The following is a 26,352-nucleotide window of genomic DNA, read 5'->3' on the forward strand; positions in this document are numbered from 1 at the left end:
ACCATGAACAAAATACAATCATTCATATTCAAAATAGGCAAAGTGTGCACACTCTTTCTTATTTTATGGATTACAATTCCCGCATTTGGATATGTGCCATCCGCACACCCGCGGTTACTATTCAGCAAAGTGGAGGAAAAAGAGGTAAAAAAACTAATCAAGAAAGATCCACTAGCCAGAGAACTAGCATCTTTTCTGAAAGAAAAAGCCGACTCCATGGTCGTATTGCCTCAACTAACTTATGATTTAAACAAATACGGAAACATACTTTATACTTCAAGGGCTTATGTTACCAGATTAGGAACCCTTTCATTGGCTTATAGGCTGTATGGAGAGCAAAAATACCTGGATGCTGTTAACAATACCCTACTTTGGATATGCGACTATAAAGATTGGGATCCAGCACATTTTCTTGATACTGCTGAAATGACTACAGCCGTGGCCATCGCTTATGACTGGCTTTTTGATGCACTTCCTGAAAGTACCCGACAGAAAGTCAAAGAAAGTATCTACAAAAATGCTATTTCCATCGTTTTACACGAATATGAGAAAGGAGGCCCCGGAAGTTGGGCTAAAAGAGAAACTAACTGGAATGTGGTATGTAATACAGGTATGACCTTGGGAACACTGGCCGTAGCAGAAGATTATCCAAAGGAAACAGCAACAATCTTGGAAAATGCTGCTCGCTACATGCCTAACTGCCTGAAACACTTTGCCCCCGATGGAGTGTGTTATGAAGGACCTGCTTACTGGGGATACACTAATAGTTATCTTTCTTTATATTTAAAAGCCGTCAGTGACAACGGGGGAGACCAAGGAGGCATAGGAGAGCTACCGGGAGTATCACGTACCGCTCTTTTCTATAAACGTACGCTGACTCCCTCCGGACAACGTTTCAACTTTGGGAACGCCAGCACTGAAGAAGTTATGAACACACCGGCCTTCTTCTTTTTCAGCCGGAAGTATCAGCAACCGGAAGTAGCAGAATGGTTCCGGAAAGAAATAGAAAAAACTATCAAACAAAACCAACCCATACACCAACTTTTCTTTCTATCATTGCCTTGGTTCAATCCGGCATCCCCAACTCAGAACGAAAATATTCCATCACTGGAAGTATACCACAATAGTATCAACGATTTAGTTGTACTTAACGGAAACCGAAAAGAAAAAGGCTCCGTCTTCCTCGTAGCCAAAGGCGGACTGCCCAATCAGGCACACCAGCAGATGGACTGCGGCACATTTATCATCGAAAGTAATAGTGTGTGCTGGACAGAAGACTTGGGGGCTGATGATTACGCCTTACCTGGCTTCTGGGATGGAAAACCAGGAGGAGACCGCTGGAAATACTTCCGCAACAACAACTTCTCACATAATACATTGAATATTGACAGACAACCACAATATGCTAACGGTAAGGCTTTCGTATGCGAAGAAAATACACATACAGCACAACCCTATGCCCGACTAGATCTCTCTGAAGTATATAAAGTGCAGGCTCACAAAGCACTCCGTAAATTCACACTGGTCAATGATCATACTATCGAAGTAGAAGATGAAGTGGCACTACGAAATACATCCTCTACCGTTTTTTGGACCGCAGCAACAAAAGCCGATGTTACAATAAATGGCTCAGTAGCACAGCTTCAGAAAGACGGAAAAGTATTCTATTTTCGTATTCTTTCTCCCGAAGGAGCTACTTTCCATACTTACCCTGCCTATAATACTTACCCTGGTGAAAAACCAATTAAAGGTATTACGATGTTAGAAATAGCCTGCCCTGCACAAGGAGGTAAAGCTAAAATTACAGTAGAAATGAGTAGTAAAAATAACAGCAACTCTTTTAATTAAAAGGCATAAGCACATTTCTTAAAAAATAAAATAGATAAGAATTATCAATCCGTCTATACAAGAAATCACCACCTTCCAGATGAAATCTGGAGAGACGCTTAATCTTTCTAAAAACTAAAACCACCTGAAATGAATATAATCAACAAATTACAATTCTTTTTATATACTACCATCTTGTTATGGAATACATTCAGCCTTAACGCCATCGTACCCGTTCCGTCTGAAAATCCATCCAAATATCAAAAGCAACAAATAAAAAGAAAATATGGAATGTTTATTCACTTCGGAATCAATACCTTTCATGATATGGAATGGTCTGACGGTAATTTACCAGCTCATTCCTATAAGCCAAAGACTATAGATGCGGCACAATGGGTCAAAACAGCCAAAGATGCAGGTATGAAATATGTAATTTTAGTCACGAAACATCACGATGGATTCTGCCTATGGGACAGCAAATACACAGAATATGATGTAGCCAATTCAGGCAATCCAACCAATGTTATAGAGGCTGTAGCCAAAGAGTGTCAAAAACAAGGAATACAACTTGGACTATATTATTCTCTGTGGGACCGAAAAGAGAATGCCGATGTTACGAACATTGAGGCTGACAAAAAATATAATTCATATATGCTGGCACAATTAAATGAATTAATGGATATAACCAGTCAATATACGCACATTGTTGAATTTTGGTTTGACGGAAGTTGGGAAAAGCCCAGCTACAGATGGCCTATACAAGACATCTATTCTACTATAAAACAACGGGAACCTCAATGTCAAATAGGCATCAACTGGAGCATTGGGGAAGACAGTAACCCCAATGATCCTGCTGCACCTGCAAAATCCTATCGGATTGACCCGGAAAAACAAAAAGAAGGTGACCCCATACGTTACTTTCCCAGTGACTTCCGTTTAAGCGACCCTTTACTTCCAGCTTATCCTGACCCCAAAATATTCACTCATCATGGACAGCGTTATTACATGCCCTTTGAATCCACTGTATGCTTAAGCAAACGATGGTTCTACTGCACAACTGACACTGTATACAAATCATTAAATGAACTAATCAGACTCTATAACCGCGCAACCTCTCAAGATAATATCCTGATATTAAACGTTCCCCCTGCAAGAGACGGAAAAATAAGAAAGAAAGATATGGATTTACTAAAAGAATTGCGCAAACATCTTAACATAAACAATTAAACGCTACCTTTCTTCTCTCTATATTCCTGAGGAGTTTGATTAAACCGTGCTTTGAAACAATGACGGAAATAGCGAAGGGAATTAAAACCTGCCTGATAAGCTATTTCCGTTATCTGCAAATCCGGATGATTTTCCAGCAAGTCCAACGCATACTTCAAACGTGCATTTAACATAAACTCTGTGGGAGTCATATCGCTAAGAACCTTCAACTTGTTGTATAAGGAACTACGGCTTACTCCTAATTGACGGGCTAAAGCATTGATATCAAATTCCGGGTCCGCCAAATGTTCTTTCACCACAGTTTCCAGTTGGGACAAGAATTTTACATCCATCGGATTCAAAGCCAATGCTTGTATGTCACCTGCAGAATCAGCCTCTTCTTTTTTATCTATCTGAAACTTTTGTACTAGCAGCTTACGAGAACGCAGTATATTAGCAATTTTCCCTAATAAAATTTTATGATTAAAAGGCTTTTCAACATAGTCATCAGCTCCGCATTGCACTCCTTTCAGTTTACTATCATCAGAAGTCAAAGCAGTAAGTAAAATCACAGGTATATGGCTTGAATTAAAATTTGTCTTAAGCTTCATACACATCTCTGTACCAGACATGACCGGCATCATTACGTCACTTATAATCAAATCAGGACTCTCTTCTAATGCTTTATCCAATCCTTCTTGGCCATTCATCGCAATTTTGACCTTATACAGCGGAGACAACATGTCTACCAGCACTTGTAACATGTCTTCATTATCTTCTACCAGCAGAATGGTTTGTTTATCCAAAATCTCTTCTGTTTCACCTGCAGGTGAAGCAAGTGAGTCTCCCGATAGTTCAGACATATCCTGCACCGGAATAGTTTCTTCTGCATCTTCCGCTTCTACATACACCACTCCATCTTCTTCCTGGAAAGGATTCTCTACAGGCAACAAAACAGTAAAAATACTTCCGTATCCCATCACGCTCTTTACTGAAATAACTCCATGATGCAGTTCTACAATACCTTTGGCCAAAGCAAGTCCTATACCACTTCCAGAAGATGACATCTTTGTATCAGCCTGATAGAAACGGTCAAATACACATGGAAGAGACTCTTCCGGAATTCCCTCTCCACTATCAATTACTTTTATTTCAATACCTTTTTCCGTTACTCCAGCGACTAGTTCGACTTTACCTCCAACCGGAGTATACTTAAATGCGTTCGACAAAAGATTTGATATAACCTTTCTCAATTGCCTTCTATCTGCCCAACAACATGCTTCTTCATTGTCTGCCCGGAAAGAGAACGTAATATTCTTCACCTGAGCCTGGTTCTGAAATTCTTCAGTCATTTCCCGAAGGAAAGCAATCACATCCAACTGGCAGACATGCAAAGTCAACTTGCCACGTTCCATTTTTCGAAAGTCCAACAATTCTGAGATTAACTCTCTAAACTGAAACGTATTCCTATATATTCTCTGTAGCCGTACACGAAAATACGGAGAAAGAGACGGACTTTGCAAAAGTGCTTCTGTCTGAGAAATAATCAAGGTCAATGGAGTACGAAACTCATGCGAAATGTTAGCAAAAAACTGCAACTTAGCTTGTGTTAGCTCTTCATTTTTTTCTTTCTCTAATTTTTCCTGTGCCAAAGAATGACGCAGATTCAATTTTGTACGCCAATTTCTCAACAGTTCGTACGCAATTACAAATAAGACAAAGAAATATGTCAAGTAAGCCCACCATGTATTCCACCACGGACGATGGATGAAAATAGGAAGTTCTATGGTATGCTTGCCATTTTCATCTCCTGCTTCTTTTTCACGAATTACCAATTTGTAATGCCCCGGCTCCAAATTGGTAAATACCAGGTTATGACTATAGGCTGTATTCCAATTTTTATCAAACCCTTCCAAACAATACTCATAGATATTACGCTTGGCACTTTCAATATAATTGTTGGAAGAAAAAGTCAACTGAAGATTGTTCTGATTATAGGCCAGTTCCAGCTTATTCAAGAAGGGAAGCGCCTTTGAAAGTACACTTCCTTCCATTGCGGCTGAAAATTGCCGGTTGTTTACCTCCAAAGCCGAAAAGAAAAGATTATAGGCTGGAAAAGGAGAAAACAAACGGGAAAGACGAAAAGTACTCATTCCTTCGGTTCCTCCTACAAATATTTCTCCATCACGTGTACATAGCAAACCGCATCCATCATTCACAGCTGAAAGATGCAGCTGCTTTTCTGCATCCACAATCTTTATTTCACCCGTCTGAAGATGATATACGAATACACCCTTCTCACCGGAAGCCAGTAAAAAACCATCAGGAGTAACATTCAAGGTATAACAATATCGAAGGTCAATCTCTGAAAAAGGAACAAACCTATCGTTTGAAGGATTATATCTATAAATACCTGATCCTGATGTTCCAAAATATAAATTTCCAGACTTATCTTCCACAATCTTAGAAACGATAAAACGCCCTAATCCATTTTCTCCGTACAAATAAACAGATTTATCGCTGCTATCTTTCAAGCTGATACGGATAAGTTTATTACGCAAGGCCATCCAAACATTTTCCTGAGAATCTATAAAAAAGGCCGTACCTCCCGCATGTGTTTCTTTTACATCAGGAAAAAGATAAGCTAAAGGACCTGACTTTCCTGATTTTACAAATAATCCATTGTCTGCCAGCAAATACAAACTATTGCCCTTCAAAAAAATTTCAGAAAAAGAAGCTCCCATTTTTCCCCAGCTTTCTTCCTTACGAATATTCTTGGAAGCAATATCAAAACAAAGCATACCTTGCTTATGAGTACCGATATACAGGCAATCTTCCGCAGAGTTATACTCTATACACTTCAGGTTAGGGAAAAAAGATTCAGGATGAGAAGAATCATTTAAGTAATAAGAAAACTTACCTGTAGCCCGATGCAGGCAATTTAATCCTCCTCCTTCCGTGCAAATCCATATATCTCCTCGCTTGTCTTCCACCATATTGCCGACATAGGCAAAACTCAAACAATCATCCCGTTCTGGATTATCGGTATAATGCTGAAAAATATCATATACAGGATTGAAATAATTTACGCCTCCATAATATGTACCAACCCATATACTCCCCTGCAGATCCTTATAAAGAGAAAAAATAGAAGAATGGCTCAAAGCTCCTGGTGCAATCTCTTTCTTATATCCAGAAACAACACGTATGTCATTTATTTTATAAAGCCCATTGAAGGTACCAGCCCAAATACAACCCTCATCATCTTCTACAAAACAGCGTACATCATTACTCGGAAGCTGCAAGTCTCTCCTAACAATCCAACCTTTTCCAGAGGATAGTGACAGCTGATACATTCCATCACGAAAGCCTGCTACCCAAAGTCTTCCTTTTGAATCCTGAAACAATGAATAAACTGTTACCTTCGGAAGGATACAAACCGGAGACTGACCGGACAATTTCTCCATTCGATAAAGTCCCTTTGCCGAACCGATCCAAATTCCTCCGTCTGCCCCCATATATAAATTACGAATTCTACCGACCGAAGGTACACGACAAACAAACTGAAAACAATTTTTTGTCATATTCCACTGAAAAATACTATCTTGCACAGCGGTCAGCACATGCTCTTGATTCGCAAAGAGGCAAGAAGAATGGATTTTCAAGTCATAAAACCGTTCTTCATAAAGAGCATAACGCATCAACCTCCCGTCAGAACTAAAAAAAACACTTCCCTTTTTATCACATACCAAATCATGGATTTCATTACCAATCAGGCTGTCCTTTAAGGCATTAAACACTGTCATACGGTTCCCATCATAACAGTTTAGTCCTTCCAATGTACCCAACCACATTCTACCAAGTTCATCTTGAGCAATAGACACCACAGAAATCTGCGACAAGCCTTCATTCTTGCCTAAGTGTTTGAAATAAATATTTCCGTGAAGAAATAAAGAAAATAAAATCCAAAGACAAAATAAAAAACACCTTTTCATTAGTACATACAATTCAAAGTATCACAAAGTAAAAAAATAAGGGAACTCTCCGAAAAGAATTCCCTTATGTGTGTCATACAGACGATTCGATTATCCCAAGTGAATTGCTTCAGAAGGACAAACGTCAGCACAAGTTCCACATTCTGTGCAAGCGTCCGGATTGATTGAATATTTATCACCTTCTGAGATTGCTCCAACCGGGCATTCATCGATACAAGTACCGCAAGCGATACAATCGTCACTAATTACGTAAGCCATTGTAGTAAAAAAGTTAAGTTATTATTAGTCCTAAATTGATAGTGCAAAGTTAATCTTTTTCCAATCAGTTGTCACATCCACTTTGCATTTTCTACCCAATTTATATCATGTCTAAATAGTATCAATGCAAGATGGCCTGATACATCACCTGCTGCATCCGAGTGCGGATATTATAACGAACCAAATTATTGGGCTCATAAACAGAAGGATAGGTCCGGTTACTCAAGAATACAAAAATCAGTTCATTATCCGGATCCACCCACACACAAGTTCCCGTAAAACCTGTATGTCCAAACACGGAAGCTGGTGCTTCAGGAGTACAAGGACTGTTGTCCGTATGTTCCGTATCGGGTTTGTCAAAACCTAAGCCCCGCCGACTATCACGCGACTTCAGCGTAGTAAAGAGTTCACAAGTTGCCCGGCTAAGGTATCTCCGGTCACCGCAGATTCCTTTGTCCAGCCACATCTGAGCAATTTTCGCTACATCCTGCGCTGTAGAGAACAAGCCTGCATTTCCAGACACGCCTCCCATGAATGCGGCAGCCTCATCTTGCACAAATCCTTGCAACTTACTTCCACGAAGGAAATCATTCTCTACAGAAGGTACAATCTGCTTCTTCGTGAATTTACGCAAGGGCAAAAAGGCCGTATGACGCAACCCCATCGGGGTATAGAATACGCTGTCCAAATACACATCCATTGGTACACCTGCTACCTTTTCCACCAATTCTTTCAAAAGCATAAAGTTCAGGCAACTGTAACGATAGGATTTTCCTTTCACCGGAACTTTTGCAATCTGTTCTAATATATTCTTACTGAAATCACTTCTCAGAAACAAACTATCTGCTACCTGAAGCGGATATTCAACCGATGAAGTACATGATACCCACTCTGGATTATAGCGGAAATCATTGCAAGCATACACATTCTCAGCTAGTTTCAGCGTGTGATTCTTATCAGCTTTTTTACGGAACAGCCCTCCTTTACAAGACTTCATATCCAATGCTTCCTCATAGAAAGGCCAGTAGGCTGGCAATCCAGATTCATGGAAAAGTAAATCTCGCACCGTAATACGCGACTTATCTGTTTTTTTCAATATGGGCAAATAATCGGATACACAATCTGTCAATCCGAATTTTCCTTCATCATAAAGTTTCATCACTGCCAGCAGCGTAGCCGTTACCTTAGTCAAAGAAGCCAAATCATATAGGCTATTTTCCTTAACAGATTCCTTTCCCGCATAGGTATAGTTACCGAAACACTTGTTGTAAACCGGAAGACCTTCCCGCAGAATCATCACATGACATCCTGGATAAGCCTTCAGCTGGATACCTTCTTCTGCAATACTATCTATCTGTGATAATATAGACGCATCCATGCCCAAGTCCTCCGGACTGTATTGACGGGGAGCTTCTGGATCGATGGTCAGTCCATCACCAGCCTTGAACACTCCAGCCAGCGGAATAGACAAACGACCGTCAGCATACGCATTGCCCAAAAACAAATCGGCCACGTAACGCTGTACAGATTTCTCGTCAGTATGTGCCAGTACTACAGTAGAAGCATGGCGGACCACTTCCGGAATTTTTTCCAGCATCTTCATATCGCCAAAGCAAATCAAAGCCAAAGGCTTGTCTTTGGCCAACTTTTCCAGTAAAGCTGCATACGGCTCCACCTTATCTGAATGTAAGGCCACCAATACTCGTTGTGTCGGACGCAGACGTGTCTCCACGACATCCAATGAGTCTACATTCGCATGCAACCAGCCGACCGGGAAAGTCTGCTTCAACTGATGATAAAACGGATAAGCTTCCGACAAGGAAGGAGAGACACTCAACAGCACTGTACCCGATACAGATAAATCAAGCGGAACCAATGACGAAGAATCCTTCAGTACCGTCACTGCCGCTTTTGACAATTCCTGCTGAAGCGACAGAAGCTCCGGCGTTACCAGTTTTTCTGCAAGTCCTTCTTCTTCCACTTTTTCCCAGGAAGAAAGTCCCAGCGCATATTTAAATGACAGTACTTTCCGACATTTCCGGTCGATATCTGCTTCCGACAGACGACCTTTTTTAAGCGCCGACATCACACCGTCAATTTCTTTTTTCAAATTACGAGGAGATAAAACCACATCATTTCCTGCTATCAAAGCACGGGCACACACATCATCATGCCCGGCAATGCCTTTCATCTCCAGAGCATCCGTCACCACCAGTCCATGAAAGCGCAATTCATCAATCAGTGTATGCATAATTACCTCCTGCGAAATAGAAGCAGGTCCTTCACCCAAGCTCGGGGCATGCAAATGTCCTACCATCACACCGCCAATTCCTGCCTCAACGGCTTTCTTAAACGGATATAACTCTATACTATCCAAACGAGCTCGGTCAAAATTCAATTCAGGCAACGCATTATGTGAATCAATTTCCGTATCTCCATGTCCGGGAAAATGCTTACACACCGCCATTACACCATTGTCCTCCAATCCTTTTACATAAGCAGCCACTTTTTCGGCCACCCTCTTCGGATCACCGCCAAAAGAGCGAAAATTGATTACTGGATTATTGGGATTGTTATCCACATCGGCTACCGGCGCAAAATTAATCTGTACGCCTATCAGACGACACTGACGAGCCACTTCCTTACCATATTCATAAAGCAGTGAATCATTCTGTATGCATCCTAACACACGATTGTAGGGAAAAGAAGGGGTATCTTTCAAGCGCATTCCCAATCCCCACTCACCATCAAAAGTCACCATCAAAGGCACCGACGCATGGGCCTGGGCATAGTTGGTCATCTGCACCTGCTTCCGAAGCTCTCCACCGGTAAACAACAGCCCTCCTACTCCATAGTCATCGACCATCTTTCGCAACACATTCTTGCTATATTGGTTTGTCACCGGCTGGAGAGTATAAATGAACAACTGACCCACTTTCTGTTTCAGCGTCATCTTCTCCATCTGCCCGTCTACCCATTTCCGGCAGGCTTCCGTGTCGTGTACCCGGCTCAAGAGCACAGGCTCCTGTGCAAAGAGACTAGTCGAGGCCAGACAAGCACACAATATACACCACAAAATCCGTCTTTTCATTCTACCCTATCTGTTTTAATTTTTCTGCATCTTGACAACCATACGCCCGACAAATGCCGCACTTTTTCCCATCTGCTGCACAGGCACCTCTATTCCGTCAAGATTCTTATAAAACTCCGGCCCTTCAAAGAAGGAATGAGAATGTCCGCCTAATACAATGTCAATGTTACGAGTATTCTCTATCAGTTCTATATCCGAATAAGGCTCACCCTTCCATCCTAAATGCGACAGGCAAATCACCAAGTCACAATGTTCCTGGTTCTTCAGCAAGTCGGCTACACGCTGGCCTTCAGAAACAGGGTCTTCAAATTTTACATTCCCGTAATTGGCATGCGCCACCAGACCGTCAAGCTCCGGTCCCAGTCCAAACACACCGATACGTATTCCATCGCGTTCAATGACGGTATACTCCTTCACCAAACCTTCCAGCACGGTACCTGCCACATCATAATTGGCACATACAATCGGGAAATTAGCCATCTTGAACAAGCGGGCCATATTGTCCAGGCCAAAATCAAACTCATGATTTCCAATCGTACCTGCATCATACCCCATCTCATTCATCATCTTGATTTCTACCTCTCCCTTAAACAAATTATAATAAGGACTTCCCTGAGAAAAATCACCAGAATCGAACAGCAACATATCTTTGTGCTCACGGCGCTGTTCTTTCACAAAAGCCGCCCGACGCAACACACCCGCCTTTCCGGCTAGTAGCGTATCAGGGAAATAAGAGGCAAAGGGTTCGATACGACTATGCATGTCGTTCGTATGAAATATATACAATTCTTTCACCGACTGTGCGGCCACCACACTCACCAGCAGGCACGCCAGACATAAACAATATATCTTTTTCATCTCTTTTCTATTTTTCAATTGGACGCACTCACTTTTATTCTTCCTTCTACCTGCGAAGTCACAAATTGTCCTTTCTGCTCACACTGCTTTACATAGTCAAGCAACAAGTTGCGCAACAACGCATCTTTCGGGAATATTTTGGAAGAAGCCCGACGGAACGCTTCCATCTTATCATTTCCCTCAGCCAAATAATCAATGGTAGCTACCGTATAGGTTTTCTTTACATCAATCTGCCGGCCATTCACCTTCGCTTCCAAGAGATTTCCCTCAGCATCTATTTTCAAAGCGGCGCCACTAAGGCCCTCTCCATGTACAGAAGCTATTTGTCCGAACAACTCCTTCAAGGTGGCCCCATCCATTGTCAGCACACACAAGGCATTCTCGAAGGGAGCAATTTCATACACCGTTCCAAAGGTAATTTCACCTTCAGGCATTGCATTCCGGATACCACCCATATTCATGACAGCGACATCAGCCGGCTTGCCAATCGCCCGCACCGCTGCCTGACGAAGTACATCGGCCATCAGATTAGACAACGGAGATTCCGGACGGTATGCGGTCAGATTCTTTGCCGAATGTCCGATGACCGGCGACATAATACTATCGACTTTCTGCTGATAAGGTTTCAAGATATTCAACGCTTCGGCATCCGGTTTACGGTCGTACACATCAGTAATGGCCACCCTTCCGCCTTCCACACCTGCCAGCGAATAACCTGAGCTACAGCTGGCCAGCAGCCACCCGGCCAACACGCCGGCAACTGCACTTTTTACAAGTCTAACATTGAGATAATTCATAAAACAAGGTTTATTTGCAGTCAAAAATACGGAAAAAAGGAACATGCTCAAAAGAATGGTAAAAGCTATCCACAAGACTTCTCATTTTTTAATAAAATACGCAGGAAACATTTGGCTACTTCGCAGAAAAACACTACCTTTGCCCCGCTTTCGCGCAATCGCTGTCAAAGAAGAGTTACTTGATATGTTGCGTTGTAACGATCAAACAATTTAATTTATTACAAAACATGGATTTAATTAAAATTGCAGAAGAAGCATTTGCTACTGGCAAACAGCATCCTTCATTCAAAGCTGGTGACACAATCACAGTAGCATACCGTATCGTTGAAGGTAGCAAGGAACGTGTACAGTTGTATCGCGGTGTTGTTATCAAAATTTCAGGTCACGGTGAAAAGAAACGTTTCACTGTACGTAAAATGTCAGGAACAGTGGGTGTTGAACGTATCTTCCCATTGGAATCTCCGGCTATCGACAGCATCACTGTCAACAAAGTTGGTAAAGTTCGTCGCGCTAAATTGTACTACTTGCGTGCACTTACCGGTAAGAAAGCCAGAATTCAGGAAAAACGTGCAAACGTGTAATTCAGTATTCCCTGAAAAAGACAAAATAAAAGGAGACATCATTTACTTGATGTCTCCTTTTATTTTTACCGACTCACAAAATATTTAACAATAAAAAAAAGCGATTATCTTTAAAAGATAATCGCTTTTCCGAGTGATCCGCCTGGGGCTCGAACCCAGGACCCCAACATTAAAAGTGTTGTGCTCTACCTGCTGAGCTAGCGAATCAATCCTTTGTTGCATCGGTTATTTCCCGATTGCGAGTGCAAAGGTAGATGTTTTTATAATAACTACCAAATATTATTGGAATATTTTTTCAATAAATTTAAACATCCACTAATTATCAACTACTTAGACACGCCTTCTTTTAAAGCTTTCTGATAACAGCAGCGGCATAAGGGTTCATATTCTTCTTTTTCCCCCAACAACACTCTTTTGTCATTGAGCACGGTACGATGCGAAACATAAGCCAAGTTACCACATTTCACACAAATGGCATGCACTTTAGTCACCTCATCGGCAATGGCACACAACGCAGGAATCGGTCCAAACGGAACTCCCTTAAAATCCATATCAAGCCCTGCGATAATAACACGGACGCCCCGATTAGCCAGTTCATTACACACTTCGGGTAATCCATCATCAAAAAACTGCGCTTCATCAATGCCTACCACGTCTATCTCCGAAGTAAACAAAAGGATACTGGCGGAAGAATCAATCGGGGTTGATTTGATACTGTTATTATCATGTGACACCACTTCTTCCTCTGAATAACGGGTATCAATAGACGGCTTGAATATCTCTACCCGCTGATGGGCAAAAGTAGCCCTACGCAAACGCCGTATCAACTCTTCCGTTTTACCGGAAAACATAGAGCCACATATTACTTCAATCCTTCCTCTTCGGCAAGTCTCCTCCCGATGATCTTCTGAATATACTACCATATTTTCTTTCATTACATAAAAACAATTGCAAAATTACAACGACGAATCGAAATCCGCGAAAAATCGACGCATTTTTATTAATAGTGACGAAAACACTATGTAAAGAGAAAACTTCTGTTAAATGTTTGACAAATCGAACACGTAAATACGAAAACTTTTTACCTTTGCTATCATAACATGAAGTACAAAGTATGGGAAAACTATATGTCGTACCTACTCCGGTAGGTAACATGGAAGACATGACATTTCGAGCTATCCGCGTATTGAAAGAAGCGGATCTGATTTTAGCTGAAGATACACGTACATCGGGTATCCTTTTAAAACATTATGAAATCAAAAATGCAATGCAATCACACCATAAATTCAATGAGCACCAGACGGTGGAAAGCATTGTCAACCGTATAAAAGGAGGACAAACGGTAGCCTTAATTTCAGATGCCGGCACTCCTGGAATATCCGATCCCGGATTCCTTGTGGTAAGAGAATGTGTAAGAAACGGCATAGAAGTGCAATGTCTGCCTGGAGCTACGGCCTTTGTACCGGCATTAGTTTCATCAGGGCTTCCGGATGAACGTTTCTGCTTTGAAGGTTTCCTTCCTCAGAAAAAAGGTCGCATGACACGACTGAATGCCCTGAAAGAAGAAACCCGTACCATGATTTTCTACGAGTCTCCTTATCGCCTGCTTAAAACGCTGACCCAGTTTGCGGAAGTTTTTGGAGCCGAACGCCCGGTTTCCGTATGTCGGGAGATTTCTAAAATACATGAAGAAAGCGTCAGAGGAACCCTTCAGGAAGTAATTGCACACTTCACAGAGACTGAACCAAGAGGAGAAATCGTCATTATATTAGGAGGAAAAGATAACTAAATTATAATTCTAAATTCAAAAACTATGAGAAAGGTTGTTTTATCTGCTTTATGTGCTGCTGCCCTGCTGACAGCATGTAATAATTCAGGCCAGAACAAAAGCACTTTACAAGCCCAGAACGATTCACTGATGCTTGAACTCTCTAACCGCGACACAGAACTGGACGAAATCATGGGAGCCTTCAATGAAATTCAAGAAGGATTCCGCGAAATCAACGAAGCTGAAAACCGTGTAGACTTGAAAGAAGGTACATTAGAAAGCCAGTCGGCTGCCGATAAGATAAAAGATGATATCCGTTTCATTAGCGAGAAACTGAAATCAAACCGCGAACAGATTGCAAAATTAGAAGAGCAACTGAAAAATAGCAAATACCAATCTGCCCAGTTGAAAAAAGCTGTAAAGAACCTTACTGCTGAACTGGCTGCAAAGCAGCAGCAGATTGAAACCCTGCAAGCAGAATTGGCTGCAAAGAATATCCGTATTGCAGAATTGGATGAAGCTGTTATGGACTTGAATAAGAACGTAGACGAGCTGAGTGCAGAAAATGAAGCAAAGACTAAGACCGTAGAAGCTCAAGACAAAGCCCTCAACACTGCCTGGTATGTATTCGGCACTAAATCTGAGTTGAAAGACCAGAAGATTCTGAAGAAGGGTGACGTACTGAAAGACAATGACTTCAACAAAGATTACTTCACCCAGATTGATATTCGTAAGGAAAAAGAAATCAAACTTTACTCCAAACGAGCTGAATTGCTGACTACTCATCCACAGAGTTCATACGAACTTGTAAAAGACGACAAAGGTCAGTTGACTTTGAAAATCAACAATCCGAATGAATTCTGGAGTGTATCACGTTATTTGGTAATCCAAGTAAGATAATCTCAGGATATTATATATGAAATTCCCCTTATCCCTCTGTTATCAGACCCAGGGATAAGGGGAAATTTTATATATAGTCTCTATCGCAAATTATCTTTTGTTCAAAGACTCACATAATTTACGATTAATCTCACGAACTCGCTTTTCATCCAGTTTAATTACTTTACGGTCGTATGTCATCAAACCATTTACTTCCACTTCTACGTCTGTGGTCTGCGTATATACAGCTGCAGAAAAGCCACGAGGTATTAAATCATAAAGTTTTTCTGCATATTTCACGTATTCATCTGTCACTTCCTTAGAAGAATTGAACTGAATATATCCCCAGTTACGGTCCGGTTCCCAAATATGCCCCTGTACTACCCAGCCAATACCTCCATACTCACCTAAGACTGTAGCTCTCTGTGCATCATACAGATACAATTCCGGAGCAGGATAGTTATGTAAATCCAGCATATCACCACAAGTGTAATGGTTACCTCCACTGGCAGGATTAACCAGACGGGTCGGGTCATATTGTTTGGTCCATTCCACTATTTCTGGAGTTTTAAACTGTCCCCAAGCTTCATTAAATGGAATCCATGTGCCAATGCAAGGATAAGAATACAATGCATCCATTATTTCCTTCCATTCCTTCCGGTAACAAGCTTCCGACTCTGCACTTCGCTTCATTTCAGTGCCCTCAAAATATTTCCGGTTCTGCCATTCCGGATTACGGTCACCGCTGGGCATATCCTGCCATACAATAATACCTAACTTGTCACAATAGGTATACCAACGTGCAGGCTCTACTTTAATATGCTTGCGAATCATATTAAATCCAAAGTCTTTTGTCTTCTGTATATCATACAATAAGGCTTCATCCGTAGGAGCTGTATATAATCCATCCGGCCACCAGCCCTGATCCAAAGGGCCAAACTGGAACAACGGCTTATTGTTCAACTCCAGACGTACAATACCGTTCGCATCACGTTTGGAAGAATATTTTCGCATAGCTGCATAACTGGAGACTTCATCCACCAGTTTTCCGTTCTGCTTTAAAGAAACCTTCAACGTATAAAGGAAAGGAGATTCAGGCGACCATAATTTTGTATTCTCTGGCATTGCCACCTGTACACATTCTCCATTAATACTTTTTCCTTGCGCTACCAGCTGTTGACCATCAAAAACTTTTACCTCTACCAAATCTTTTGAAGTAGCATCTTTTACCAAGGCCTTTAAAGAAAGCAAGGAATTATCGATGTCTGGAGTAATACGCAAATCCTGAATATAAGATTCACTGACAGGTTCCAGCCAGACAGTCTGCCATATTCCGGTCACCGGAGTATACCATATACCTTCAGGATGCGATACCTGTTTTCCTCTTGGCTGGTAACCCTTATCTGTCGGATCCCACACCTTTACCATCAAAGTATTGTTTTTTCCCTGCAAAGCTTCTGTAATATCAAAAGAGAAAGGCGTAAATCCTCCGGTATGACTACCGACCTTTACATCATTTACCCATACATCAGTTTTCCAATCTACTGCTCCGAAATGCAGAAGTACTTTTTTCCCTTTCCAAGACGAAGGAACTTCAAATGAACGACGATAGACCAACTCCTTCTCTGCACCTACCTTCTTGGCAACTCCCGACAAAGAAGATTCTACAGCAAAAGGTACCAGAATTTTCCCATCAAAAACAGAAAGGGTATGTTTTCCTTTTTCTATAATTGCATAATCCCAAAGGCCATTCAGATTTTTCCATTCTGTTCTTTCCATAATAGGTCGTGGATATTCAGGTAAAACATTATCAGGATTTACCTGTTCAGACCATTGCGTTCTAATCCGTCCCTCAACCGGCCTCCATTGTGCATGCAGCTGCGCTGCTAAAGCTCCCCATAAGGCAAGCCCTATCCATAGTTTTTTCATTGATATTAATTTTTAAGATACCTTACAAAGGTAGGATAAAACAGCAACTCTGCATAAAACAATTCTGTCAAAAAATAGAATCATTTATTCAGCTCATTTATAGTACAAGCCATTATTATAATGGCTGTTTTAGTTTTTATATTGAGAATAATCTTTTTACATTTGTACACAGTTTATTATTTTAATCCCAATATGAAGAAATTTCTCTTGCTACTCCAAGTATATATTTTATTCTCTATTTACAGTTGGGGAACACCATTACCACCAATTGAAGAAATTAATTTCACACCATTAAAAAACCTCATACAGCTACCGACCAATGAAGTTCGTAATCTTTTTCAAGATAAAGAAGGATATATATGGATTGCCACTTACAATGGATTAGTACGCTACGACGGATATTCCACCCAAATCTATCATGCAGAGTCTGAAGGGTCAGAAAAATCAATTGATGGATTTGTTAATATAGTTGCAGAAGACAACCAATCCAATTTGTGGATTGGTACACACAATGGCTTATATAAGCTAAATAAAAAACATGAAACCATAGAAAAAATACATTTGCCCAATCCTCAAGTCAGTAATGTAGAAGCCGTTGTGTGCACACGGGAAGGAGCAATATGGGCTGGCCACCAATAAAGGACTCTTTATAAAGAAAAAAGATGAAAAAAATTTTACTCTATATAAAACTGCTCAAAACATTGATGTCAAGTCCTTATTAGAAGACAAACGAGGACATATATGGATTGGCACTTGGAGCCAAGGCCTGTTCAGATATGATCCTACACAACAACGCTTATATACATATCAAAATGTATGCTCACGCAACTCAGCCCATATTATATTCCAAGATAAAGATGAAAATATATGGATTGGTACATGGAGATGTGGACTTCTGAAAATGCAAAAACCATATGACATGCAACACTATGGATTTATCCGGTACACCCACGATAAAGATAATCCATCAAGTATTGCCGACGATATCATTTATGCCATTACTCAAGATAAAAATACAGGTAAAATATGGATAGGCTCCCGAAGTGCACTCAGCATTATGGAATCAGAAGATGGTATATTCACCAATTATTATCCTAGTAATAAAAGTGGACATCTTCCTTTTAACGAGGTAGATGCATTGTTATCCAGCAAAGATGGATTAATGTGGGTAGGCATGCTCGGAGGAGGAATCCGGATTGCCAATACTAATACACGTAAATTCAGTCTAAACTCTCTAAAGACCGTGAGGGAAATATTCCCAAGCGCTTCAGTAAGAGCTATTTGCCCAATTGACAATCATTGGATTTGGATAGGAATTATGGGATTTGGGTTTGCAAAATATAACATGCAAACTCAGGAAGTCATTCCATACAACCAAATTGATGCGTTCCAAAAATTACCTCTCATATCTACAGTCAATGAAATCATTCAACTTAGAGATAATGGGGAGTACTGTTTTGCCACATGGGATGATGGACTATGGATTTTTGATGGGAAAAAAGTGCAAGAAATCAATATTGAATCACACCCACAATTAACAGACGTTTGTATATACTCTGTATACGAAGATTCAAAAAGAAATATATGGTTAGGAACAAGAAGTGGCATTTTTTTACTAGACAAACAAAGAAAAATGCATGCCATTAACAACTTAATTGAGAATAAAACATTTATTCCTGAAAAAGAGTCCATATTTCGAATTCAAGAAGATAAGGATGGAAATATCTGGGCTGCAACACCCAATTCTGGAATATGGAAGTTAACTCCTCATAATAATAATTTTACGGTCAAACAATACACTATCAAAGTCCAAAACGCCATATCAATAGGAGCCATGACACTATACATAGACAGTGATAATACAATATGGGCTGGAACAAACGGAAAAGGACTTAGTATTTACAACCCTGAAAAAGATTGTTTCCAGTATGCATTACCGACTAATATGAAAAAAGGAGAAGTAATATCATGTATATTGGAAGACAATCAAAAAGGATTGTGGATTACTACTACTTCAGAAATGATTCACATTCATAAAGATCAAACAAAGAAAAGCGTACAAGTATTTACTACAGAAGACGGACTACAAGATCATATTTTCAATCGAAATGCTTGTGCAAGAGGAAAAGATGGGAAACTATATTTTGGTGGAGTACATGGTATCAACAACTTTTTTCCTGCGGACATCAAATATGATACGGTTTCATATCCTGTTGTATTGACAGAACTAAGAGTTTATGATACCCTCATTTCACGTATGCCAGTCAATGAACAGCGAAAAATCCTAGATTCAACCCTAGAGTATGCTCAGCATATCACTCTTTCTTACACACAGAACAATTTCAGTATTGGATTTTCCGTATTGAACTACATCAATCCTCTATTAAACAAGTATGAATACAAATTAGAAGGATATGATAACCAATGGATCTCTACCGAAGGATATCATCCAGCAGCATTTTACAATAACCTACCTGCTGGAACTTACATTTTTTCCGTAAGAGGCAGTAACCCCAATGGCCTATGGTCTAACAATATCCGCTCTATCAAAATTACCATACTCCCCCCTCCCTGGTTTACTTGGTGGGCATATTGCATTTATACCATTATCATTATTATATGTATATGGTACACTTACAAAATCATAAAAAGAAGAATTAAACTACAACAAATGGTAGAACTTGCCAATATCCAACGCGAGAAAAATGAAGAAATCAATCACAGCAAATTACAATTTTTCACGAATATAACCCATGAATTACTAACCCCATTATCCATAATTTCAGCTTCTATAGATGAAATCAAATTACATTACCCTGAGACTCAAAAATCTCTTCCTGAGATAGAAGACAATGTATTACGACTTAAACGCTTAATCCAACAAATATTAGAATTCAGAAAAGTAGAAAATGGCAGACAGAAGCTAAAAGTATCCTATGGTAGTTTAACAACTTTCCTACAATATTCCGCACAAGCTTTCTCTCCTCTTGTCCGTAAAAAGAACTTACATTTTGCGTTCTTGAACATGGACATAGAGTATAAGGGCTATTTCGATTGTGACAAACTTGACAAGATAGTCTACAATCTATTATCTAATGCGGCCAAATATACACCTGAAAACAAAACCATTACAATATCACAAGCTTACAATAGCGAACTAAAACTTTTTCAACTAAGTATAAATAACCCCGGAGAACCAATCCCTGAGAATAAACAGAAACATTTATTCGAGAGATTCTATGAAGGTGACTATCGAAAATTTCATACTATTGGTACAGGTATAGGACTATCACTGACCAAAGATCTAACCATATTACACCATGGAGAAATTAAGATTAATAGTAACAAAGAAACAGGAAATACTTTTACAGTCATCATCCCTATAGCCAGAGAAGCTTATAATAAAGAAGAAATTGAAGAAAATGATACAAATTGGGACGTTTCTGAAACTGTAGCATCAACAGAGTTCATCTCCAATACACCTGCGGAAAAAGCTCAACATGAGCCAAGCAATGATATTGTTCCCGAACATAAAATTAAGCCCGCATTATTATTCGTAGAAGATAATGATGACTTACGTAATGTCATGAAACGTATCCTTACAGATCATTTTGATCTTACCGAAGCCTCATCTGGAGAAACTGCATTACTTCAACTGGAAGATAAAAAGATTGATATCATAGTTTCTGATATAATGATGCCTGGAATGAATGGTTTTGAATTATGCAAAAAAATTAAAGAAAGATTTGAAACCAAACATATACCGGTAATCTTATTAACAGCTAAGACCAGCGATATGGACAGAATAACCGGATATGAAGTAGGAGCAGACGGGTATATATGCAAACCTTTAAACATATCTGTCTTACTTGCAAAGATTGAAAATCTCCTAAAGAAAAAAGAGCACTCCAATGGGGATTCTAGAAAACAACTAGTATTTGAAGCCAAAGAATTAGACTATACAAGTCAAGACGAAGAATTCTTAAAAAAAGCAGTAGAATGTGTAAATGCCCACTTGAGTGATCTTGAATTTGATACAACCGTTTTCGTACAAGAAATGAAAATGTCTAGAAGTACATTAAATGAAAAATTAAAACAACTGACAGATATGACTCCTCTAGCCTTCATTTCCAGCATACGCTTACAAGCAGCCTTCCGATTATTGGAAGAAAAGAAAAAAATACGCGTTTCTGAGCTAGCTTATTCTGTTGGTTTCAACGATCCCAAATATTTTAGCCAATGCTTCAAGAAAAAATTTGGTTTCCTACCTAAAGAACACATAGTCAACAAAGAGAATGATGAAAAATAAGTTTCTCAATCCAGCTCCAAAAGGATGAAAAAATAGCAGAAAAGGATGAATTTTTAGTTTTTATCCTTTTCTGCTATTTTTTCATCATCATCTCCTTTATGCAAAAGTATTTTTGCGGTATCCAATTGGAAAGGATGTGAACTTAAACAATTAATATTATGAAACGTAGAAAATTAAACGTAAGTAAATTGTTAACCTTAGGGCTGCTATTATCCTATTCTGCCAATATAGCAGCTAACACAACAAGCGAGACAACAAGTATCCAACAAAACAGCTCTTATAAAGTTACAGGAGTGGTAAGTGATACAAGCGGAGAACCGATTATTGGAGCGAGCGTAGTGGAAAAAGGAACCTCCAATGGAACAATCACGGATTTAGATGGAAAATTCACAATTGAAGTTAATGCAGGAGCTACTTTGAATATCTCCTATATTGGTTATAAAAACCAAGAAGTAAAAGTTGACCGCAACGGATTATCTTTAAAATTAACCTTAAAAGAAGATACAGAAACGTTGGATGAAGTTGTAGTTGTAGGATACGGAACTGTACGCAAAGCCGACTTAGCTGGTTCTGTGGCTGTAATGGACAACAAATCATTCAAAGACCAGCCTGTTACCCGAATTTCAGAAGCTCTTCAAGGACGAGTATCTGGTGTACAGGTAGAAAACAGTGGCGTACCTGGAGGAGATATTCGCATTCGTGTACGTGGTGCAAACTCTGTAAATCTTAGCAACGAACCTCTATATGTTGTTGACGGAATTGTCCGTGAAGGTGGATTAAGCGGATTAAATACAGACGATATCAAATCTATCCAAGTATTAAAAGACGCATCCTCTACCGCAATTTATGGTTCTCGAGGTGCCAATGGTGTGGTATTGGTCACTACTAAAACCGGAGTTGCCGGACAAACACAAATCACATTCGATGCAACTTTAGGCGTATCAAACGTTTACAAACATTATGATATGCTCAGTCCATATGAATATGCTGAAGCATATAATTTCTGGTATCCGGGAAATGGATACTCCGCAGAAGAAATGGATGCTCTCAAAACGGGTAAAAAAGGTATCAACTGGCAAGACGAAATGTTCCGTTCCGGATTGGTACAGAATTATAAACTTGCAATTTCAGGCGGTAGTGAAAAAACACAATATTATGTTTCTGCCAACTATGTAAACGAAGAAGGTGTTTTACGCTATTCTGACAATGAACGATATTCTGCACGTGTTAATTTGAACTCTGCTGTCACAAACTGGCTTACTATCACTACAGATGTACAGTTCAATCATGGAGTCAGAAATGGTAATACTTATATTGCAAGTAAAACCAACCCGATTTTCAATGCGTTAAACTATGACCCAACCATGGATATGTTTACCGAAGATGGTAAATACAATGTAGGAAAAAACACTACAGGAAGTAACCCGTTAGGGTCTATCGCAGCATCAAACAGCGAACTTCGGACTTACGCCGCTACTGGAAATCTAGCTTTACAGTTTAAAATCATAGATGGATTAACCTTTACCACAACAAATGCATTCGATTATCAAGATAATAAATCTTACTCATTCTCTTCTGCCAAAGCAAGCCCCACTGCTATCAGCAGTATGGGAAACAGTGATGCTTTCCGAATGATGTTACAATCTACAAACAATTTCACTTACATGAAAAAATTCGGGAAACACAATCTGACCGCTACAGCCGTTTGGGAAGCGACTTCTACCGAATATCGTAATATGAATATTGGTGGAAACAACCTTTCTACTGAAGCCGTAGGATGGTGGAATGTGAATATGGCAAGCACTAAGACTCTCGGCAACAGCTACTCAAGAGAAACACTTCTATCCGGTGTAGGCCGCGTCATCTATAACTACAATGACCGTTATACACTGACAGCTACATTCCGTGCAGATGGCTCTTCAAAGTTTAGTAAAGAAAAATGGGGATATTTCCCATCTGTTGCTGTAGCATGGGATCTTAGCAATGAACCTTTCATGGAAGATTTTAAAGCTATGCAAAACATGAAGCTACGTGCCAGTTATGGTGTGATTGGTAACCAAGGAATCGGAGCATACTCTACTCTTGGACTATTAGGTCAAGCCTATACAAACTATGGAACTTCTTCACAATTATATTATGGTTACTGGCCAACTTCACTCCCTACTCCAGATGTCACTTGGGAAAAAACTAAACAATTTGACCTAGGAGTAGAATTTGCAGTATGGAACCAACGTCTCTCATTCTCACTCGACTATTTCTATAAACGTACTGTTGACTGCTTAATGCAGGAACCTATTCCTGGATATAATGGAGGTGGAAACTATTTAGCCAATGTAGGACGTATCGACAATAAGGGTCTTGACTTCTCTATCAATGCCCATCTTATTCAAACCAAAGATTGGCAATGGAATTCCACATTAACTGGAACATACCTGAAAAATGAAGTAAAAAGTTTAGGTAGTAATGAATACATCTACGGAAAAACTCCAGCAGATAAAATGGCAGATGAAGCCACTATCGTCATGCCGGGATACAGCATCGGTTCTTTCTACGGATATGTATGGGAAGGCATCAGTGAAGACGGTAAAAATGTATATGCTGACTTAAACGAAAACGGAAGTATCGATGCAGGAGACCGTACTGTAATCGGTAATGCAAACCCGAACTTTACATTTGGATGGAACAACACAGTGAACTATAAGAACTGGGATTTAAGCATGTTCCTGACCGGTGCATTTGGAATGGATCGTTTGAACTTGGTACGTTACGCGATGTCAACCTCAATATCAGATGCCTCATTTATCAATACCAAAGAAGCATACGAATATAACTGGGATGTGAATCCTGAAAATGCTAAATTCGCTTCTTTACTGAACGGAGGTACCAATTATGCAAACTCTACGCAATGGGTAGAAAATGCCAGCTATGTACGTTTAGCAAATTTAAGCCTAGGATACACATTCCCAAAATCAAAGACAAAATTTGCCGATATACGCTTGTCCGTTAGCTGCCAGAACCTGTTTACCATTACTAAATATAAAGGAATGGATCCGACCGCTTCTGCCTTTACAGATGATTCTTCAAAAAGTGTAGATGTTAGTAGTGGTGTAGATATAGGTGGTTACCCAACTCCTAGAACCTTTACCTTTGGTATCAAAATGAATTTCTAATATTAGCAACACATTGAATTTCTAACAGATCGATAATATGAAAACAAAAATATTTATAAGTGCATTAATGGCATGTACAGTAGCTATAACCTCCTGTAGCGATTTCTTGACTGAAGATCCTAAAGGACAGATGGTACCTGAAAATTACTTTACATCACAAAACGACTTAGACGGTGCTATCAACGTTCTATACGCACAGGTACAGTACTCTATCAATGGCAGCCATAGCCTATCTCCCAACTGGATGGGTGATGATATCACAGCTCTTACCAGTGGTAACAAAGATGTATATAGAGAATTTGACAGTTACAAAGTCAACGATAACAATGCAGATGCAAAAAGTGCATGGAACACTAATTATGCAATTATTAAAGCTGCTAATTTTATCCTCAATAATATAGAAAAAGTTCCCACCAGTGAAGAAGAAATTAATATAGGAAAGGGACAAGCACTATTCTGGCGAGCAGTAGCTTACTTTAAATTAGTGCGTTGGTATGGTGAAGTTCCTATTGTATTAACCACAGACTTAGACTTTACTGTCGGGAAGTCAACTATAGAACAAATCTATACACAAATATGTACAGATTTGGAAGAGGCTGAAAGAATTCTTCCTGAAGCATATACTACTGCACCGAGAATTGCAGATGGTTTGAATAATTATGTCAATAAGGGAGCTGCTCAAGCAGTATTAGCCGCTGTCTATATGGCTCGCGCAGGTTATCCGCTCAATCAAACCTCTTATTATGAAAAGGCAGCAGAAATGGCCCAAGCTGTCATTAAAGGAGTAAAAAATAATACATATTATTATAAATTAGAAACGAACTATAAAGATCGCTTCATGTATGTATCCAACCCTTACTCACAAGAAGGTGTTGTTGCCATAAAATTTAACAAAGATAATCCATGGGGCTGGTCCGGACTGGATTCCTGGCATTCTGTATGTCAAGCATACGAATCTGTCACTAATGGCGGCTGGGGAGATGTAGTAGGCGAAATCAAGTTCTGGAAAGAAATGCCAGAAGGACCACGTAAAAATGCCATTTATGGAAGCGATGGAGGGAAAATCTTAGTTGAAAAAAATACTTATAAGGATCAGTTAATCAACTGGTACCAAAAAGATAGCAATGGTTCTTTCATTCTGAGCGAATGCCATCCTATGTTCCGTACCTTACTTTACGGAGGAGGCTCTGACGGTAGTGCGATGAATGATTATAATGACAGAGAATATACCATGAATAATGGTATTTGCAGCCAAACTCTTTATATGGTTTCATATAGTGAAGTTCTTTTATGGTATGCAGAAGCACAAGCTCGTAGCGGTTCAGTAAATGAAGAAGCCAAACAATGCTTACAAAAGGTTTTAGACCGTGCATACGGAGCAGGAGTAGATGATGCAAATAATTATGCAAGCGATCCAACCACATTTGCCAATAAGTGCTGGAAAGAACACGGTTATGAAGTTGCCGGATATTACCCAGCATTAGTAGTTCGGGCTAATGACCAGCTCCGTATGGATGATTTAAAAAATGCTTTTGCAACACGTCAAGCCAATACACCAATAGAAGTGGCAGAAGGAATATCCTTAAAAGAAGGTGTAGAAATGAGCGGAAATTGGGATGAATCACGCAATTATGCTACAATCCCATCATTTGATGCTGATTTGAACGAAAATCTAAAATAAGTT

The 26,352-nt window shown here is 39.8% G+C and carries 16 protein-coding genes and 1 tRNA gene; 9 read left to right on the forward strand and 8 right to left on the reverse strand.

Annotation, left to right across the window (positions count from 1 at the left end; translation table 11 throughout):
• The first annotated feature begins 3 nt into the window (after window positions 1–3).
• Both BACPLE_RS00180 and BACPLE_RS00185 read left to right on the forward strand, forming a co-directional pair.
• Window positions 4–1,848 (forward strand): heparinase II/III domain-containing protein, encoded by a 1,845-nt coding sequence (locus BACPLE_RS00180; RefSeq protein WP_007557736.1) that lies wholly within the window; start codon window positions 4–6, stop codon window positions 1,846–1,848.
• 129 nt (window positions 1,849–1,977) lie between these two features.
• On the forward strand, window positions 1,978–3,054 hold the full coding sequence (locus BACPLE_RS00185) for an alpha-L-fucosidase (RefSeq protein ID WP_007557738.1): 1,077 nt from the start codon (window positions 1,978–1,980) through the stop codon (window positions 3,052–3,054).
• On the opposite strand, the gene BACPLE_RS00190 is transcribed toward BACPLE_RS00185, so the two are convergent.
• The 5 genes from BACPLE_RS00190 to BACPLE_RS00210 all read right to left on the reverse strand — a co-directional run bounded on the left by BACPLE_RS00190 (window position 3,051) and on the right by BACPLE_RS00210 (window position 12,032).
• Window positions 3,051–7,028, reverse strand: coding sequence for a hybrid sensor histidine kinase/response regulator transcription factor (locus BACPLE_RS00190; protein ID WP_007557740.1), 3,978 nt, complete (start codon window positions 7,026–7,028; stop codon window positions 3,051–3,053). The two genes, BACPLE_RS00185 and BACPLE_RS00190, sit on opposite strands and share 4 nt — an antisense overlap.
• A gap of 90 nt (window positions 7,029–7,118) precedes the next feature.
• Window positions 7,119–7,286, reverse strand: a complete 168-nt coding sequence (locus tag BACPLE_RS18675; protein ID WP_007557742.1) for a DUF362 domain-containing protein — start codon at window positions 7,284–7,286, stop codon at window positions 7,119–7,121.
• Between the two features lie 121 nt (window positions 7,287–7,407).
• On the reverse strand, window positions 7,408–10,377 hold the full coding sequence (locus tag BACPLE_RS00200) for a glycoside hydrolase family 3 N-terminal domain-containing protein (protein WP_007557744.1): 2,970 nt from the start codon (window positions 10,375–10,377) through the stop codon (window positions 7,408–7,410).
• A gap of 15 nt (window positions 10,378–10,392) precedes the next feature.
• Window positions 10,393–11,235: a bifunctional metallophosphatase/5'-nucleotidase gene (locus BACPLE_RS00205; protein ID WP_040312299.1), complete on the reverse strand. Its 843-nt coding sequence runs from the start codon at window positions 11,233–11,235 to the stop codon at window positions 10,393–10,395.
• Window positions 11,236–11,249: 14 nt separating this feature from the next.
• Window positions 11,250–12,032, reverse strand: coding sequence for a 5'-nucleotidase C-terminal domain-containing protein (locus BACPLE_RS00210; protein WP_040312300.1), 783 nt, complete (start codon window positions 12,030–12,032; stop codon window positions 11,250–11,252).
• 227 nt (window positions 12,033–12,259) lie between these two features.
• Between BACPLE_RS00210 and rplS the strand changes: the two genes are divergently transcribed.
• Window positions 12,260–12,613 carry a 50S ribosomal protein L19 gene (gene rplS / locus BACPLE_RS00215; RefSeq protein ID WP_007557752.1) on the forward strand — a complete coding sequence of 118 codons (354 nt, stop codon included), beginning with the start codon at window positions 12,260–12,262 and terminating at the stop codon, window positions 12,611–12,613.
• 134 nt (window positions 12,614–12,747) lie between these two features.
• Here rplS and BACPLE_RS00220 read toward each other — a convergent pair.
• Together BACPLE_RS00220 and BACPLE_RS00225 are read right to left on the reverse strand one after the other, a co-directional pair.
• Window positions 12,748–12,820, reverse strand: a tRNA-Lys gene (locus BACPLE_RS00220).
• 119 nt (window positions 12,821–12,939) lie between these two features.
• Window positions 12,940–13,536, reverse strand: coding sequence for a thymidine kinase (locus BACPLE_RS00225; RefSeq protein ID WP_040312301.1), 597 nt, complete (start codon window positions 13,534–13,536; stop codon window positions 12,940–12,942).
• Window positions 13,537–13,727: 191 nt separating this feature from the next.
• On the opposite strand from BACPLE_RS00225, the gene rsmI reads away from it, so the two are divergent.
• Together rsmI and BACPLE_RS00235 are read left to right on the forward strand one after the other, a co-directional pair.
• The gene (gene rsmI / locus BACPLE_RS00230; protein ID WP_007557756.1) at window positions 13,728–14,402 is read left to right on the forward strand and encodes a 16S rRNA (cytidine(1402)-2'-O)-methyltransferase; all 675 of its coding nucleotides are present in this window, start codon (window positions 13,728–13,730) and stop codon (window positions 14,400–14,402) included.
• Window positions 14,403–14,426: 24 nt separating this feature from the next.
• Complete coding sequence (locus tag BACPLE_RS00235) at window positions 14,427–15,281, forward strand: Cbp1 family collagen-binding glycoprotein adhesin (RefSeq protein WP_007557759.1); 855 nt, start codon at window positions 14,427–14,429, stop codon at window positions 15,279–15,281.
• A 90-nt stretch (window positions 15,282–15,371) separates the two neighbouring features.
• On the opposite strand, the gene BACPLE_RS00240 is transcribed toward BACPLE_RS00235, so the two are convergent.
• On the reverse strand, window positions 15,372–17,189 hold the full coding sequence (locus BACPLE_RS00240; protein WP_007557761.1) for a glycoside hydrolase family 2 protein: 1,818 nt from the start codon (window positions 17,187–17,189) through the stop codon (window positions 15,372–15,374).
• 192 nt (window positions 17,190–17,381) lie between these two features.
• Here BACPLE_RS00240 and BACPLE_RS18680 point away from each other — a divergent pair, with 192 nt between their 5' ends.
• From BACPLE_RS18680 to BACPLE_RS00255, 4 genes are all read left to right on the forward strand, one after another.
• Complete coding sequence (locus BACPLE_RS18680; protein ID WP_167535709.1) at window positions 17,382–17,828, forward strand: ligand-binding sensor domain-containing protein; 447 nt, start codon at window positions 17,382–17,384, stop codon at window positions 17,826–17,828.
• Window positions 17,785–21,498 (forward strand): hybrid sensor histidine kinase/response regulator transcription factor, encoded by a 3,714-nt coding sequence (locus BACPLE_RS00245; RefSeq protein ID WP_007557765.1) that lies wholly within the window; start codon window positions 17,785–17,787, stop codon window positions 21,496–21,498. Before BACPLE_RS18680 ends, BACPLE_RS00245 begins: the two co-directional genes overlap by 44 nt.
• Before the next feature lie 158 nt (window positions 21,499–21,656).
• Window positions 21,657–24,668, forward strand: a complete 3,012-nt coding sequence (locus tag BACPLE_RS00250) for a SusC/RagA family TonB-linked outer membrane protein (RefSeq protein ID WP_007557767.1) — start codon at window positions 21,657–21,659, stop codon at window positions 24,666–24,668.
• Window positions 24,669–24,705: 37 nt separating this feature from the next.
• Complete coding sequence (locus tag BACPLE_RS00255; protein WP_007557769.1) at window positions 24,706–26,349, forward strand: RagB/SusD family nutrient uptake outer membrane protein; 1,644 nt, start codon at window positions 24,706–24,708, stop codon at window positions 26,347–26,349.
• Window positions 26,350–26,352 lie beyond the last annotated feature (3 nt).

Origin of the sequence: Phocaeicola plebeius DSM 17135 (assembly GCF_000187895.1) — a bacterium.
GTDB classification, from domain to species: Bacteria; Bacteroidota; Bacteroidia; order Bacteroidales; family Bacteroidaceae; genus Phocaeicola; species Phocaeicola plebeius.

Bases quoted from the DNA above. Each gene is read 5' to 3' on its own strand.
- BACPLE_RS00180 (WP_007557736.1), top strand. From the start codon at position 4: ATGAACAAAATACAATCATTCATATTCAAAATAGGCAAAGTGTGCACA.
- BACPLE_RS00185 (WP_007557738.1), top strand. From the start codon at position 1,978: ATGAATATAATCAACAAATTACAATTCTTTTTATATACTACCATCTTG.
- BACPLE_RS00190 (WP_007557740.1), bottom strand. From the start codon at position 7,028: ATGAAAAGGTGTTTTTTATTTTGTCTTTGGATTTTATTTTCTTTATTT.
- BACPLE_RS18675 (WP_007557742.1), bottom strand. From the start codon at position 7,286: ATGGCTTACGTAATTAGTGACGATTGTATCGCTTGCGGTACTTGTATC.
- BACPLE_RS00200 (WP_007557744.1), bottom strand. From the start codon at position 10,377: ATGAAAAGACGGATTTTGTGGTGTATATTGTGTGCTTGTCTGGCCTCG.
- BACPLE_RS00205 (WP_040312299.1), bottom strand. From the start codon at position 11,235: ATGAAAAAGATATATTGTTTATGTCTGGCGTGCCTGCTGGTGAGTGTG.
- BACPLE_RS00210 (WP_040312300.1), bottom strand. From the start codon at position 12,032: ATGAATTATCTCAATGTTAGACTTGTAAAAAGTGCAGTTGCCGGCGTG.
- rplS (WP_007557752.1), top strand. From the start codon at position 12,260: ATGGATTTAATTAAAATTGCAGAAGAAGCATTTGCTACTGGCAAACAG.
- BACPLE_RS00225 (WP_040312301.1), bottom strand. From the start codon at position 13,536: ATGGTAGTATATTCAGAAGATCATCGGGAGGAGACTTGCCGAAGAGGA.
- rsmI (WP_007557756.1), top strand. From the start codon at position 13,728: ATGGGAAAACTATATGTCGTACCTACTCCGGTAGGTAACATGGAAGAC.
- BACPLE_RS00235 (WP_007557759.1), top strand. From the start codon at position 14,427: ATGAGAAAGGTTGTTTTATCTGCTTTATGTGCTGCTGCCCTGCTGACA.
- BACPLE_RS00240 (WP_007557761.1), bottom strand. From the start codon at position 17,189: ATGAAAAAACTATGGATAGGGCTTGCCTTATGGGGAGCTTTAGCAGCG.
- BACPLE_RS18680 (WP_167535709.1), top strand. From the start codon at position 17,382: ATGAAGAAATTTCTCTTGCTACTCCAAGTATATATTTTATTCTCTATT.
- BACPLE_RS00250 (WP_007557767.1), top strand. From the start codon at position 21,657: ATGAAACGTAGAAAATTAAACGTAAGTAAATTGTTAACCTTAGGGCTG.
- BACPLE_RS00255 (WP_007557769.1), top strand. From the start codon at position 24,706: ATGAAAACAAAAATATTTATAAGTGCATTAATGGCATGTACAGTAGCT.